Origin of the sequence: Bacterioplanoides sp. (assembly GCF_965219715.1) — a bacterium.
Classification (GTDB): Bacteria; Pseudomonadota; Gammaproteobacteria; order Pseudomonadales; family Oceanobacteraceae; genus Bacterioplanoides.
Map to the genome: position 1 here is coordinate 2618679 of NZ_OZ244785.1, position 13350 is coordinate 2632028.

8 protein-coding genes are annotated in these 13350 nt (G+C 43.6%); 6 read left to right on the plus strand and 2 right to left on the minus strand.

The genetic code is table 11. The features are described from left to right. Positions 1 to 58 precede the first annotated feature (58 nt). Positions 59 to 1069 carry a zinc-dependent alcohol dehydrogenase family protein gene (locus ACOQOZ_RS12390; RefSeq protein WP_420588481.1) on the plus strand — a complete coding sequence of 337 codons (1011 nt, stop codon included), beginning with the start codon at positions 59 to 61 and terminating at the stop codon, positions 1067 to 1069. 48 nt (positions 1070 to 1117) lie between these two features. Continuing rightward, on the plus strand, positions 1118 to 1924 hold the full coding sequence (locus ACOQOZ_RS12395; protein ID WP_420588482.1) for an SDR family NAD(P)-dependent oxidoreductase: 807 nt from the start codon (positions 1118 to 1120) through the stop codon (positions 1922 to 1924). 227 nt (positions 1925 to 2151) lie between these two features. Here ACOQOZ_RS12395 and ACOQOZ_RS12400 read toward each other — a convergent pair whose 3' ends face one another. Together ACOQOZ_RS12400 and ACOQOZ_RS12405 are read right to left on the minus strand one after the other, a co-directional pair. After that, positions 2152 to 3930, minus strand: a complete 1779-nt coding sequence (locus ACOQOZ_RS12400) for an acyl-CoA dehydrogenase (RefSeq protein ID WP_420588483.1) — start codon at positions 3928 to 3930, stop codon at positions 2152 to 2154. A gap of 363 nt (positions 3931 to 4293) precedes the next feature. Next, the gene (locus ACOQOZ_RS12405) at positions 4294 to 5937 is read right to left on the minus strand and encodes a fatty acid--CoA ligase (RefSeq protein WP_420588484.1); all 1644 of its coding nucleotides are present in this window, start codon (positions 5935 to 5937) and stop codon (positions 4294 to 4296) included. 223 nt (positions 5938 to 6160) lie between these two features. Between ACOQOZ_RS12405 and ACOQOZ_RS12410 the strand changes: the two genes are divergently transcribed. From ACOQOZ_RS12410 to ACOQOZ_RS12425, 4 genes are all read left to right on the plus strand, one after another. Next, complete coding sequence (locus ACOQOZ_RS12410) at positions 6161 to 7174, plus strand: AraC family transcriptional regulator ligand-binding domain-containing protein (RefSeq protein ID WP_420588485.1); 1014 nt, start codon at positions 6161 to 6163, stop codon at positions 7172 to 7174. 303 nt (positions 7175 to 7477) lie between these two features. Next, positions 7478 to 9370, plus strand: coding sequence for a DUF1302 domain-containing protein (locus ACOQOZ_RS12415; protein ID WP_420588486.1), 1893 nt, complete (start codon positions 7478 to 7480; stop codon positions 9368 to 9370). Positions 9371 to 9396: 26 nt separating this feature from the next. Beyond that, positions 9397 to 10746, plus strand: a complete 1350-nt coding sequence (locus ACOQOZ_RS12420; RefSeq protein WP_420588487.1) for a DUF1329 domain-containing protein — start codon at positions 9397 to 9399, stop codon at positions 10744 to 10746. Between the two features lie 181 nt (positions 10747 to 10927). Further along, the gene (locus ACOQOZ_RS12425; RefSeq protein WP_420588488.1) at positions 10928 to 12985 is read left to right on the plus strand and encodes a CocE/NonD family hydrolase; all 2058 of its coding nucleotides are present in this window, start codon (positions 10928 to 10930) and stop codon (positions 12983 to 12985) included. The last annotated feature ends 365 nt before the right edge of the window (positions 12986 to 13350 follow it).

Below are 13350 nucleotides of genomic sequence, written 5' to 3' on the forward strand. Positions count from 1 at the left end.
ACGAACCGATTAATATACTGAATCTCAGTTAATCACACTGCAGACACAGGTATCTCGTATGAAAGCCATGACCATCACCCAATTCGGCACCAGCAACGTATTCGAGCAGGCCGATATCCCTGAGCCAGAGCTGAAGCCAGGCCACATTCTGGTGAGAGTGGCAGCCAGCAGTGTTAATCCGGTGGATTACAAAATCCGTGAAGCCGGTGAAGCGCTGCCATTTGCTCCTGCATTACCGGCGGTATTGGGCATGGACTTCGCGGGTACCGTTGAAGCCGTTGCCGACGACGTCAGCCAATTTAACGTAGGTGATGAGGTATATGGCTGTGCTGGCGGTTTGGGCGATCTGCAAGGCAGCCTGGCGGAGTTTATGCTGGCTGATGCGCAACTAGTGGCGCACAAACCGAAAAACCTCGACATGCAACAAGCAGCGGCTTTACCTCTGGTTGCGATCACTGCCTTTGAAGGTCTGCAGCGTGCCGGTATTAGTGGCAATGCAAGTGCCAATATCAGTGAGAGGCAAAAAGTTCTGATTCACGGTGGTTCAGGTGGTGTGGGTCATATTGCGGTGCAACTGGCGAAATATTTCGGTGCTGAGGTTTACGCAACCGGTGGTGGCGACAAACAATTAGCCTTAATCGAACAACTCGGTGCAACCGCCATTAACTATAAAACTGAGACTGTCAGCGACTACGTGGCGCAACACACGGATGGCAAAGGTTTTGATGCGATCTATGACACAGTCGGTGCAGAAAACCTGCTTAACTCAATGGACGCTGCGGCATTAAACGCACATATCGCCACCACGGTTTCGATGGCTGAACTGGATCTGACTCTGGCGCATATTAAGGGTTTATCGTTACACGTGGTGTTTATGTTAATTCCGATGATTCATAACCTTGGCCGTCAGGCCCACGGCGATATTCTGAAACAAGTTGCGGAAATTGCCGAAGCCGGACATCTGACACCGGTATTAACTGAAAAACAATTCACCTTAGAGCAAGTCGCTGAAGCACATGATTATGCAGAGAGCGGAGCGGGTATGGGCAAGGTTGTTCTGACTCACTAATAGCTACTTCGCTCACACTTTTAAATGCTAAGGATCAGGAGAGTAATTATGACTAAGAAAATTTTAATTACCGGTGCAACCGATGGTATTGGTTTATTAACCGCGAACAAATTCGCCGCTTTGGGTCATACTCTGCTGATTCACGGTCGTAACCCGGAAAAACTGCAAGCTGCAAAAGAGCAATTAATCGCAGCCGGTGCAGCGGCGGTTATTTGTTATCAGGCAGATTTATCCGACTTCAGTGAAACTCGTGCTCTGATCAAACAAATACAATCAGAGCACTCCCAGCTGGATGTATTGATTAATAACGCCGGTATTTACAAAACCAACCAGCCAATCACTAAAGACAACCTGGATGTGCGTTTTGTGGTGAATACCCTGGCACCGTATCTGATCACGACAGAATTAAAGCCTTTGCTGAATAACAACAGCCGGGTCGTTAATTTATCGTCAGCGGCACAAGCGCCAGTGGATCTTGATGCTCTGGCAGGTAAGTTTCCGCTTGAAGATCAGTTCTCAGCCTATGCCCAAAGTAAGCTGGCGATTACCATGTGGAGCCGTTATTTGGCGGATCACTGGCAGGCCGACTCTTCACAGCAAACACCTGTGATTATCGCAGTAAATCCAGCGTCGTTATTGGCCAGCAAGATGGTCAAAGAAGGTTTTGGTGTAGCCGGAAAAGATATGAATATTGGTGCCGATATTCTGGTTGACCTGGCATTAAAGCCTGAATACCAAACTCACAGCAGTGAATATTTCGATAATGATATTGGCCAGTTCACTGCGCCTCATCCGGCTGGTGAAGATGAACACAACCGAAACGAATTAATTGCAGCCATGGAGAATCTACTGTGAATAAAACCATCACCCTGATTATGGCACTGCTGTTATCTCATACCGTGTTTGCCAAAGATCATGTCGTCTTATGACAATATTGAGTATTGACCGCTGCCTCTTGGGGGATTATTCAGACTTTTCTGACCTATTTTAGTTCACCAACACCAAGGAAAGAAGAAATACCTACCCAGAACCAAGAAATATAAATAAAATGATCCAGTTCGTAAGTATAACATCAATAAGAATCAAAACATCTCCTCGTCAAGCGCCATAATACTAACACTTCCTGCTCGAATAGTTGTCAAATGACTGGCAACACGCGGTAATAAATGTTCAGAATAAAACTGGGCTGTGATTAATTTAGCGTTAAGAAAATCTTCTTCACCTTCGTTATTATCAAGCATTTTTTGCGCTTCAATCGCGGAAAGACCCATAACCCACGCACCACAAATATAACCAAACATCATCATAAAGTTGACGCTAATACTGCCTGAATTAGTAGAATCAACCGATGCTGAAGCTAACAATATCTCCAAAGCATATTGGCCTGAAGACAAAGCAGATTTTAGCGCTCTACCTTGATTAATCAGAGATGAAAAATCTTCCATGCGGTTGGCAACCTGGCTTATTTCCCGCATTAATAGAGATAAATGCTCACCGTTATTAAGTAGCGTTTTTCGGCCAACCAAGTCCAGCGCCTGTATCCCTGTAGTACCTTCATAAATAGTTAGAATTCGAGCATCACGGTAATGTTGTGCAGAACCTGTTTCTTCGATAAACCCCATCCCACCATTTACTTGTGTTCCCAGATAAGTCAGCTCCTGGCTCATTTCGGTTAACCAACCTTTTACTATCGGTGTGAGAAGCTCAACTCTATCTCTGTGCTTGTTCGTTTCTTCAGTTTCTTTAGCATAATTAGAGCGATCAATCTCTGCAGATGCTATCATCGCCAAGCCTCTCATCGCTTCAATAGAAGACTTCATAATCATCAACATCCGACGCACATCCGGGTATTTGATAATAGCAAAACGACTGCCGTCTTTATTTGTTCCCTGAAGGCGTTCTTTGGCGTATTCAGTAGCTTGTTGATATGAGCGTTCTGAAATTGCTAACCCCTGCAAACCGACTACCTGACGAGCATGATTCATCATGGTAAACATATACGCTAATCCTTGATGTTTTTCCCCCACCAAATAACCGACCGCACCTTCATTATCACCAAAACTCATCACACAGGTGGGACTGCCATGAATGCCCAGTTTATGCTCAAGAGAAACGCACTTGACATCATTACGAACAGAGGGGTTGCCATTGTGATCCAACAAGAATTTAGGAACAACAAACAATGAAATCCCTTTTACTCCTGCCGGTGCCTCAGGTAAACGAGCCAGTACCAGATGAACAATATTTTCCGTCATCTGATGATCACCCCAGGTAATAAATATTTTCTGACCGGCAATCAGATAGTGGTCATCATTTACAATTGCTTTAGTTTTTATAGCCGCGAGATCTGAACCTGCATCCGGTTCAGTCAGATTCATGGTACCTGTCCATTCACCACTAACCATTTTAGGCAGATAAGCTTGCTTTAAAGACTCCGAACCGTGGTGATAAATCGATTCAATAGCACCGGCAGATAACATTGGGCAAAGTGAAAATGCCATATTAGAAGACTGCCAGATCTCGTTTACAGCTGTACCCAGAACACTGGGTAAAGCCTGCCCACCAAAAGCTTCGTCACACGTAAGAGAGCTCCATCCTCCCTCCATAAACTGATGATAAGCTTCAGAAAATCCTTGTGTCTCCTCGACCTCATCAGCACCTAACGTAGGATGCTCAGTATCCCCAATAATATTCAAAGGAGCCAGGACGCCGGCCCCAAATTTTCCTGCTTCCGCCAAGATAACTGAAGCTAACTCGGAATTGATCCCATCCAGGCCTGCATCACAGCAAAGCGCATCAAAATCGACCAGTTTATCAAGAACAAACTCTACATCTTTATAAGGATGTCTGTATTCACTCATACTTATTAACTCCAGAAAAGCCACTACGGCCTAAGCTTACGATCTTTACAGATAAAAAATTCTGTCATTAACAGAAATATTGATATATTAATTATTAAAAAAACACCATCCCTGGCGCAAAGTTAAGATAGAACCTTTCCATGTTCTTAGGTAGCAAAGAGCATTAGACAATAATTCAGATCACATAATTCTTAACCATATAAGCCCAAGCTAAAACTGTAATGGTTATGCATCATAAAAAAACACTAAAAAATCTCTGAGATAATAAACCAAAATTTAAAAAATAAATTATCCCTATGCGCCATTAAGGACTCCATAAAATAATATTTATCATTAACAATAATTAAGGATATAAACCTGACACTAATAGCTGCGACCGATCGATCTTCTTATTCTCTTTTTATCAATTTTCCCAACACTTGTCTTTGGTATTTCATTGACAAAGTCGATTACCTGAGGGATTGCCCATTTATTTATTTTCCCGGCTTTAACAAATTGTTCTAAGTGTATTTGTATTAAATTTTTATCACACTCATCTGACTCCGGAACGATTATAGCATAAGGCCTCTCCCCCCATCGCTCATCTGGAATACCAATCACAGCTGCACTGCTTACCAATGGATGCTGGCAGATAAGATTCTCCAATTCCAATGAGGAAACCCATTCCCCTCCGGTTTTGATAACGTCTTTTATCCTGTCACGTATCTCTATAAACCCATTTGGGTGTATACAAGCAATATCTCCGGTATGTAACCACCCCCCCTGCCAAAGCTCTTCACTTTTCTCCGACTCCTTAAGATACCCCTGAGTTAACCAGGGAGAGCGAACAACAACCTCCCCTACCGCAAGGCCATCATGAGGCAGTGGATTATTGCTTGCATCCCATATATCAATGTCCACCAATACCGTTGGTTGACCTGCTTTAACTCGATAAGGAATCTGATCACGAGATGGGAGCTTAGCTAACGACGGGCTAATTTTGGTAAGCGACATAATCGGACATGTCTCAGACATTCCGTAGCCAACAAATGGCTCAATGCCCAACTCCAAAGCCTTAAGCGCTAATGATTCGGTCAACTGGCTACCACCAATAATCACGGACCAACCCGAAAAGTCAGTATCTTGTGCCTCCCCGCTGTCCATGACCATTTGTAAAATAGTAGGAACACAGTGTGAAAAAGTAACGCCCTCCTCCCGTATTAACCGAACAATAGCATCTGGCTCATAACACCCAGGGTAAACTTGCTGGACTCCCATCATGGTAGCCGCATAAGGAATGCCCCAGGCATGTACATGGAACATTGGCGTAATAGGCATATAAACATCACCCACACCCAGAATCGGCTGAAGAGAGCAGGTAGATAGAGCATTGACTACATGTAAGGTATGAAGAACCAATTGCCGATGGGAAAAGAAAACACCTTTTGGATTACCAGTTGTACCAGTCGTATAAAATAGGGTAGCAACGGTGTCCTCATCAAAGTCCGGAAATTCGTACTGCTTGGAAGCTTTACTCAGCAAACCTTCATATTCGCCAACAACCTTGAATTTTGAAGTTGGTTCCTCAGGCTGGTCAAACTCATTCAAACGGACAATGCCGCGTACGGTTTCAAATTCGCTATAGATGCTATCAACCATGGGAAAAAAGTCATCATGAACAAGCAATACAGCATCTTCAGCATGGTTAATCGTGTAAAGAACCTGATCGGGCGACAAGCGAATATTTACAGTATGTAAAATCGCGCCAATCATGGGCACTGCAAAGTAACATTCCAAATAACGATGACTATCCCAGTCCAAGACGGCAACAGCATCACCTGGCTTTACACCTAGATCCTTCAAGACGTTCGCTAACTTACAAACCCTTTCATTGAACTCCTTATAACTAAATCTTTCGACACCACGATATACGATAGCATTTTGTTCTTCATATCGCTGATCAGAGGTAAGCAAGCTTTTTATTAATAGTGGATAATTATAAGCTGACGAAGCACGTTGAAATTTCATATTTATCATTATCTACCTGAAATTAGTCTGAATCTGAGGATACACAGCACAGAAGCCGACAGTCGTGCTATGATTAAACAAACCTGCCAGCATTCCAGCACCAGCTCAACACCCAAAGATCAAGGCGATATGAATTTGGCGCCTAAGGAATAACCTGAAGGCCTGGGTTTCTATATTGTATAAACAGCAACTTGACCTTACACAAAAGCACAGGAAAACATTCATGGTCATGACAGCGACGAGTTATGGTGGCTGGGTTATTGCTATAGCCAGGGCATTAGAAAGTTACAACATTGACGCAAATGAAATATTGCCAAAAGCAGACATAGATATTGACAAAGCATATGACCCCAACGCACGCTTTGAAGTAATAAAGTCAACCAAACTATTTGATTACGCATTAAAAGAGAGCAATGACCCGTGCTTTGGCTTGAGAGTCGGTAAAATGATGCGGCCGACCTCCTGGCATTCACTAGGCTTTGCTTTATGGTCCAGCAATAACCTCCATGAAGCCTTAGACAGAATTACTAAATATATAAAAATATTTACGACTGCGGCTCGCGCCAACATCGATGAAAAGGATGACAGAATTCGTTTATCCGGCTCAGCCTATCCAGCCTATAAACCAGTTCTGTCCAATGCTCAATATGAAGCCTTCTTAGCAACAATTGCTCTGCTTTGCCGCAACCTATACCCGGGTACATTCAGGCCACTAAAAGTCGGACTACCTAGAGCTATCCCCTTAGAAGACATGACACCATTTAATGATATTTTTCAGTGTCATATTGAATTCAACCAGAGCAGCGTTTGGATTGAGATAGATAAGAAAACCGCACAGCAACGACTACCCACTGCCAATCCAGAATTGGCCCAAATTAATGATCAGCTCTGCGCTAAATATATCGCTAGATTCGATAAATCTGATCTTGCCAGTCGGGTATATTACCTGCTTCTGGAAACACTGTCTGATGGCGAGCCATCAATGGATGAAGTATCCACAGCTTTAAACGTCAGCTCCCGATCCTTACAAAGAAAGCTTAAGGAAAGTGGCACTAATTTTAAATCGCTATTAGATGGCGTTCGAAAAGAATTATCACTCCAGTATATACAGCAGTCTCATATGCCACTCGGTGAAATCAGCTATCGATTGGGATTTTCCCACGTTAGTAATTTTTCAAGAGCCTTCAAAAGATGGACTCAAGTATCCCCAGCAGAGTGGAGAGCAAGTAAAACATAGACGTGCCTTCATCAAAATCTTACCGAAATATTAAGATCCACTCCTTCACAAACAGAAATACCGACAACATCAATATAAAAAATACAGCAATAAAAACCGATCGATCACATAATTTGTGAATAATATTCATCATTAAAACCAACCCAGAGACAACACTTTGGCGCCAAGGGAATAACCCACATCTAAAAGTACCAGTAGGATCTGATTAGCAAATCTATTCAGCTCCGTCTAACAAGAAAAAGAGATGTCTAGTGACGCATATATAACCGTTTATAAAAAAAAAATTATGCATGGTACTTAAAAATGACAAACAAGGTTTTCCAAGGGCCTGTTCTTCAACAAGGCCGAAGCTTCCTTCGAACGCCATTGAGCACATCAGTTATAATTGCATCCTTATTATCTTCAGCCTCTGCCCATGCAGTTTTTGAGTTTAATATTGGTGATATCGAGGGCACTATTGATTCGCAACTTTCATTAGGAGCGAGCGTCAGAACTTCAGAGCGGAATGTAGATTTATATCACGCAGTCAATACCCCTCAAGGTGATAGGCTTGGGCGCTCTGAGTCGGCGACAACCGACGACGGAAACCTGAACTTTGATAAAGGAGATGTGATCAGCAATGTCTTCAAAGGTGTGCATGGTCTAGAGCTCAAGAAAGATAATTTAGGTGCCTTTGCACGTATTAAGTACTGGTACGACTTTGAGCTAAAAGACGGCAAGCAACGTCACGGTAACATCCCGAATCGCTATTCCGCACAGGAGAATAACTCAAAAACCCGGCTATCAGATGATGGCTTCGATGATTTGGCAAAGTTTTCTGGTATCGAACTAATGGATGCCTTTGTCTACGGCGAATTTGAAGCTAATGATATGCCTTTGGATCTTCGTTTAGGGCGCCAGGTTATTAGCTGGGGAGAGTCTACATTTCTCATTCATGGCATCAATAAAATTAACCCTGTAGACGTTTCCGCCTTGCGTCGGCCGGGAGCAACGTTAAAAGAAGCTTTGACTCCTGTCGGCTTGGCTTACGGCTCCCTTGGAATTACCGATAGCACAACAATTGAGGCATTTTATCAATTAGAGTGGCAGCCATTCGCTATCGATGGTTGTGGTACTTTTTTTTCAAGCAGTGATATTGCCGCCCCTGGTTGCGAAGGCGTCAACGCAGGTTCCTTAGCTGGCAGAAATGACTCTCAGAATAGTTTTGACGGCCCATATTATGATGGAGGAGGCCCTGCCTCAGTGGCAGGTGGCAAAGATGTCGCTAAACGCGCAGGTTCTGATTTCGAACCATCGGATAACGGCCAATATGGTTTTGCTACACGGCATTATGCTAATAGTATCGATGCAGAGTTTGGTGCGTACTACTTGAATTATCATAGCCGAATTCCATATTTCGGTGTCACACTTCCTTCTAACGGCAAAGTCGGTACTTATGGTCTTTATTATCCAGAAGATCTTCAACTATTTGGATTAAGTGCCCAAACGACAATTGGCTCATGGGCCGTATCGGGAGAGTTCTCATACCAGCCTGATTACCCCGTTGCCTACAACTCTAGCGAGCTATTGTTCGGTTGGCTCTTTAATGGACAGTCACCTTATACCGGTAGTCATATCAATGAAAAGATATCAAGCGCTGTAGGGAGCGACCGGGTTATAGCAGGCTATGACGAGAAAGACTTACAACAACTTCAAGCCACCTTCCTGAACTTCTTCGATCAAACCTGGGGAGCAAGCCGCGTCACCTTTATCGGCGAAGTCGGTGCTACCTACACCGCAGATATTCAGGATGCCGATGCTGATCCTGATACAACCCGATATGGGCGTTCCATTACTTATGGAGCATGTGGCAACAACTCCCAGGGTGCCAATGATGATGGCACTGGAAAGGTAAAATGCGATGATGGATATGTAACGTCTTTTGCATGGGGCTATGCACTTAAAACGACAGCCAACTACAACAACGTGGTCGCTGGCATCAATGTAAACCCTGCCGTCACATTTAAACATGATGTTTCTGGCTTTGCAGGTAATGGGCAATTCCAGGAAGGCCGGAAATCTTTTGCCTTTGCACTCAATGCAGACTACGGCGGTATCTACGATGCTGGAATTTCATTTACCAGTTTCTTCGGTGGAAAATTTAACGACTCACGCGATAAAGACTTTGCTTCCATCACATTCGGCATGTCTTTCTAAACTAAATATTCTTGAGGATAAAAATAATGAAACAACAGGTATTTAATTTAAGAAATTTAACCTGTGCAATTTTTTCTACGCTGGCTGTTACAAGTTTTAACACTCAGGCAGCAGTGAGTGAAGAAGAAGCCCATCTACTCGGAAACACGCTAACGCCAATAGGTGCAGAGAAAGCTGGCAACGCAGATGGTTCAATTCCTAGCTGGGAAGGAGGCCTGACCACTGTTATTGAAAAAGGTCAGAATCCTTTCAGTGACGAAAAGCCTTTATACGTAATCACCAATGCGAATAAAGATCAGTATAAAGACCTGTTAAGCCCAGGTCAGATTGCTCTGTTTAATAAGTATTCTGATACTTACAGCATGCCCGTTTATCAGTCACATCGAACTGCGGCATTACCACAGAAAATTTATGACAAGGCCAAGGCTAATGCCTTGACAGCCACCGTCAAAAATGGTGCAGCAGCCAACTTTGACGAAGCCGTGCCTTTTCCCATCCCGAAAACCGGAGAAGAAGTGGTGTGGAACCACCTTCTCCGCTACCGTGGCGGTACTGCATCACGTGATATTATGCAGGCGGCCGTTCAAAGCAATGGCGACTACACTCCAGTAAAAATGAGCGATGAGTTTATTTTTCCATGGTATATGAAAGGTGGTTTTGATCCTAAAAAAGATGAAAACATCCTGTTTTATTTCAAACAACAAATTAAGTCGCCAGCCCGCCTAACGGGAACAACACTTCTGGTACATGAAACACTTGACCAAATTAGTCAACCACGTTTGGCTTGGATATATAACTCTGGGCAACGTCGTGTTCGTCGGGCTCCTCAGGTAGCTTACGACGGACCAGGAACAGCGGCTGACGGTCTTCGTACGTCAGACAATTACGACATGTTTAACGGTGCAACGGATCGGTACGATTGGAAATTAGTTGGCAAAAAAGAACTGCTTATTCCTTACAACAGTTTTGAATTTTCTTCAGTCAAATATGACGACCTGATCCAGGCGGGACATGTAAACCCGGAACATACACGTTACGAAAAGCATAGAGTCTGGGTGGTAGAAGCTACGCTGAAAGAAGGTGAGCGCCACATCTATGCCAAACGAACATTGTTTGTTGATGAAGATACATGGCAAATTTCCGTTGTAGATCACTATGATGGCCGTGGCGAGATTTGGCGAGTAGCAGAAGCGCACGCTCTTCAATATACATCAGCCACAGTTCCATGGAGTGCAGGAGAAATCATTCATGATTTGCAATCCGGCCGATATATAGCGATGGGTTTGACGAATGAAGAAAAACCAGTGAATTTTGAATTCCAGGCATCGCATAAAGATTACACCCCATCTGCGCTTCGCCGGAATGCAAAGCGCTGATAAGCAAGCCCCATTTATCATTCGTTAAATGGGGCTTACTGTAAAACCGGAAATCTATAGAACAGTCGACAGTCAGTTTTGATTAATATCAAAAACCTTCTGTCCCAGAGAAAATTTAATAACCATAAAAACCTAAATCTTTTAAAAGAATAAAGATAAAACCCTAAAAGAGGAAAACAAGATGGATAAAAAGTATTTAATATTACTTCCATTAGTAGCGGCAATTTCTGCCTGCGGCGGTGATAATAACAGCTCATCTAGCGCTCCCACACCAACACCAAAAGCAGATAACAGAATTACTTCTGAACAGTTTCCTGGTGTTTCATGTGAGAAGGTAAGTGTTTCTACAACCAGTGGGAATAACCTAACGGCTTATATTTATACTCCAACTGAGCTATCAGAAGACACTAAATTGCCAGCCATTGCTCAAAGAGATCCTTATGGCAGACTTTTAAACCTGAAGTGTTTTGGAGGCGCAATCCCGATCGATAGCGCTACTTTTGTTCGAGCAGGTTATGTCTATGTAATACAAGAAAACAGAGGCACGAATGCGTCTGAGGGTTTATTCAAACCTTTTGTTGATGAGGCAAAAGATGGTGCAGAACTTATCGACTGGATCAGTAAACAAGAATGGTCTGACGGTAATGTTGGTATGCGCGGACCATCTTATTCGGGTATCAATACTTGGCAAGCTGCCACTGAAGCGCCAGCGGCTTTGAAAGCAATATCAACCTCGGTCACACCGGAAGATGCCCATAGAGACGCGGCTTATAATGATGGTGTTTTTGCTCTTAACACCACACTGAGCTGGTTTGAAACTTCATTTGTAGCCGACAACATCATAAGGAAAGAGACCGCAGCAGGTTCAAGCGCGGAAGACATTCAAGCCAAAGTTGGCGCACGTGCAGCCATCCTCTCCCGTTTATATAGCGAGCATGCTCAAAAGCTTCCGGTGTCCTCTATTGATATTTTCGACGGTTTGGATATCGATAACTTCTGGAATGAGACAATCGCGAATCCTGATTATGACCCATACTGGCGACGCGTTGATGTCGGTGAAAAAATCGACAACATCAAAGTGCCAGCACTGATACACGGTGCCTGGTACGATGTTTTTGCAAATGGAACTGTGGAACTTTATAAAAACATGAAGTCGCACGCCGGAAGCAAAGAAGCACAGGAGGGCACCAAATTGCTCATGAGCCAATACGGCCATTCTATGAATCAGAGCACGCCAAGCTTTGGCCTGCCTGCTTACGGCTATTTCAGAGACTTTGCAACGGTGGCTGCTGCCGCTGCAGCAAAGGATGAAAGTGCATTGGCATCTTTTAAACCCTATGATCTCGATTTCTTTAACTTTCATTTAAAAGGAATGGAAAACGGGTTTAACTCTACACCAAACGTTCAGTTGACCGTTCTGGTCCCACCCAATGCAGGCGAAACTGGCAGCACCTTTCAGGTAACCGGCACTGAGTATCCATTACCTGATACGGAATACAAATCCTTCTACCTGCAAAGCAGCGGAGATGCAAATGACCGTGCTGGCAGCGGAGCTTTATCTGAAAGCCCAAGCATGGCAAACGGCAATATTCCTTTTGTAGGAAGTGTTGCTGCTGGTAGCGCTGCTGCGGATGTGTTTATGTATGATCCGGCCAACCCTGTGCCAACTACAGGCGGAAACCTTTGCTGTGGTAATGACCAGATTCGCCAATTAGACTCAATGGCGCCACAGTCAGGTGCTGTCGATCAAACAGCGGTTGAAGAACGAGCCGATGTATTGGTTTACACAACACCAGCACTGGATGATGATATGGCAGTTATCGGACCCGTCAGTGTAAGACTATTTGCCAAAACTGACGGAATGGATACAGATTTTACGGCTAAATTAGTAGCAGTACGTCCTGACGGTAAAACCCATAATCTAATCGATGGTATTGTTCGTGCTAAATTACGCTCAGGATCGAAAAACGCACCTGAGTTGGTTGAGCCGAACAGAACGTACGAATACGAGATTCAGCTCGGTAATATCGCCACGATGTTCCCTAAAGGCCACAAAATACGCCTTCAGGTAAGCTCTTCTAACTTCCCTAAATATGCAAGAAACCTGAATACTGGAAAATCTAATCTGACAACATCAGAGACCCGCGTAGCGAAGCAGGTAATACTGCATGATGCTGCCCATCAGTCACGCTTAATTCTGCCTGTTGTAGACAGTGTCAGCATACCCGCTACAAACTAAAAAATATTGGAATTAATAGACTCTCTCATATTAATTCCAAAGCTATACAACCCCACCTCTTTTGGGATGATTTGAAAGAGGTGGGGATGTCGTTCTCCTCATATTCATCAAGACTCAACTTGCGAAAAAGATCTGAAAAATAATTGCTCTATATGAGCACATGAAATATTTTTAATTTTTATGGTCTTAATTGAAATAAATTATCAGTAACTTTAGCCAGAAAACCGAAGTTCCAATACCAAACCAACGATAAGGTTTATACCCGCTCAGATAAGAGTGCCTGATTACAGCGAAGGAAACAGCAAAAACGGGCGATGACTTCCTGATGGCGCTCTACGAAAGAATCTACAGAGTCATTCCTGATC

Bases quoted from the DNA above. Each gene is read 5' to 3' on its own strand.
- ACOQOZ_RS12415 (WP_420588486.1), top strand. From the start codon at position 7,478: ATGACAAACAAGGTTTTCCAAGGGCCTGTTCTTCAACAAGGCCGAAGC.
- ACOQOZ_RS12400 (WP_420588483.1), bottom strand. From the start codon at position 3,930: ATGAGTGAATACAGACATCCTTATAAAGATGTAGAGTTTGTTCTTGAT.
- ACOQOZ_RS12425 (WP_420588488.1), top strand. From the start codon at position 10,928: ATGGATAAAAAGTATTTAATATTACTTCCATTAGTAGCGGCAATTTCT.
- ACOQOZ_RS12405 (WP_420588484.1), bottom strand. From the start codon at position 5,937: ATGAAATTTCAACGTGCTTCGTCAGCTTATAATTATCCACTATTAATA.
- ACOQOZ_RS12420 (WP_420588487.1), top strand. From the start codon at position 9,397: ATGAAACAACAGGTATTTAATTTAAGAAATTTAACCTGTGCAATTTTT.
- ACOQOZ_RS12395 (WP_420588482.1), top strand. From the start codon at position 1,118: ATGACTAAGAAAATTTTAATTACCGGTGCAACCGATGGTATTGGTTTA.
- ACOQOZ_RS12390 (WP_420588481.1), top strand. From the start codon at position 59: ATGAAAGCCATGACCATCACCCAATTCGGCACCAGCAACGTATTCGAG.
- ACOQOZ_RS12410 (WP_420588485.1), top strand. From the start codon at position 6,161: ATGGTCATGACAGCGACGAGTTATGGTGGCTGGGTTATTGCTATAGCC.